The sequence below is a fragment of the Mesorhizobium sp. M7A.F.Ca.CA.002.09.1.1 genome, from assembly GCF_003998555.1.
GTDB lineage: Bacteria > Pseudomonadota > Alphaproteobacteria > Rhizobiales > Rhizobiaceae > Mesorhizobium > Mesorhizobium ciceri.
The window spans coordinates 1-1,774 of the sequence record NZ_RZRR01001030.1 but is presented as its reverse complement, the minus strand read 5'-3'; the positions used below and the strand labels follow the sequence as shown (position 1 = coordinate 1,774).

Sequence of the window (1,774 nt, the reverse complement as noted above, 5' to 3'; positions counted from 1 at the left end):
CACCAAGAGGTCCTGACTCCCGAAGAGGTGGCGGCGCTTGAGCCGGGCCTGCCGGCGACAGCAGCGCATGGCGTGTATTTTCCCGACTCGATCAATGTCACCGATCCGGCAATGGTGATGCGGCGGTTGCTGGGCGCGGTGAGTGCCCGTGGTGCATCGGTGAAGCAGGCAGAGATCACCGGGCTGCAGGTCGAGGCTGACGGTGTGCAGCTCAGCGGACCCGGCGTTCGCATCAAGGCTGGCACGGTGGTGATCGCCGCCGGTGCACGGTCGCGCGCACTGGCCGCGCAGGCCGGCGACAGGATTCCGCTCGAGACCGAGCGCGGCTATCATCTGGAATTCCAGACCGACGCGCCGCTGCTCAACCGACCTGTCTGTCCCGTCGATCTTGGTTTCTACCTGACGCCGATGGCTGGCCGCTTGCGGGTCGCCGGCACCGTCGAACTCGGCGGCCTGGTCGCGCCGCCAAATCCGCGCCGGCTGGCGCTGCTTGACCGTGGCGCCAGGCAAATTTTTCCCAGGCTCGGCTCGCCTGCCTCGCAATGGCTCGGCTTCCGGCCGTCCCTGCCGGATTCCAGGCCGGTCATCGGCGCTTCGCGCGGCAGCTCCCGCGTAATTCATGCTTTCGGGCACGGCCATCTCGGCCTGACGCTGGCTCCGATCACCGCGCGGCTGGTCGCCGACTTGATCGGCGGACGCGGCGATCCGGCTCGGCTCGCACCTTTCGCGGCGGGCCGTTTCGGCCGTTGATCGATGGATGCCCTCGATCTGAGCTAGTGCGCGAAAACCTGCTCCAGCGAGCGAAAGCCCTTGAATTCCAAGGCATTGCCCGAGGGGTCGCGGATGAACAGCGTTGCCTGTTCGCCGGGCTCGCCCTTGAAGCGGACCATCGGCCGTTCCAGCCAGTCGATGTCGTCGCGCGCCTCCAGCCGTGTCGCCAGGCGCTGCCAGTCGTCCATCAAGAGCACCGCGCCGAAATGCGGGATCGGCACGACAATGCCGTCGACCTTGCCGTCGCTGGGGGCCTGTGCGGCCTGCGGCCGCAGATGCGCCGACATCTGGTGACCGTAGAGGTCGAAGTCGACCCAGGTCGCTGACGAGCGGCCGATCGCGCAGCCCAGCACCTCGCCATAGAAAACGCGGGTTTCATCGAGATCACGGACCGGGAAGGCGAGATGGAAAGGCGTCATCGAAATGCTCCGTGCAGGCTGCGAACCGATTTTGCGTCACAGGGTTCGCGGTTTGAACCGTCCGCCCTGCATTTTGATTGAAGCCTATGCCATTGCACAAGCCGGACCGGAACAATAGATGGGTGGGCAACGGCCGCACACCGGCCGCACCAGCAGGATTTCAGGCATGACCGACATATCAGACGCAGCAAAATTGACCGACCGCGTCGCGGCCCTGGTCGAGGCTGCCAAAAAGGCCGGCGCCGATGCCGCCGACGCGGTGGCCGTGCGCGGCCGCTCGACCGGTGTGTCGGTGCGTCTCGGCAAGGTCGAGGCTACCGAAGCTTCCGAAAGCGAGGATGTGGCGCTGCGCGTTTTCGTCGGCGGCCGCGTGGCGAGTGTCTCGGCGACAGCGGCGTCCGACCCGAAAACGCTGGCCGAGCGCGCCGTGGCGATGGCGAAAGTGTCGCCGCAGGATCCCTATCAAGGGCTGGCCGATCCGGCATTGCTCGCCAAACAGACGCGCGATCTCGACCTGTTCGACGCCACCGAAGTGTCGGCAGACCAGTTGAAGGAAGCCGCATTGGCGGCGGAAGCGGCAGCGC

Annotated in this window: 3 protein-coding genes; 2 read left to right on the top strand and 1 reads right to left on the bottom strand. The window is 66.5% G+C overall.

Going from position 1 to position 1,774, the window contains the following annotated elements:
- Window positions 1-750 (top strand): FAD-dependent oxidoreductase (locus EN994_RS29820; protein ID WP_164746345.1); only part of this gene is annotated, 750 nt, incomplete at its 5' end.
- Between the two features lie 23 nt (window positions 751-773).
- On the opposite strand, the gene EN994_RS29815 is transcribed toward EN994_RS29820, so the two are convergent.
- The gene (locus tag EN994_RS29815; protein ID WP_013532348.1) at window positions 774-1,190 is read right to left on the bottom strand and encodes a VOC family protein; all 417 of its coding nucleotides are present in this window, start codon (window positions 1,188-1,190) and stop codon (window positions 774-776) included.
- Between the two features lie 166 nt (window positions 1,191-1,356).
- Between EN994_RS29815 and EN994_RS29810 the strand changes: the two genes are divergently transcribed.
- Window positions 1,357-1,774 (top strand): DNA gyrase modulator (locus tag EN994_RS29810; protein WP_281060214.1); only part of this gene is annotated, 418 nt, incomplete at its 3' end.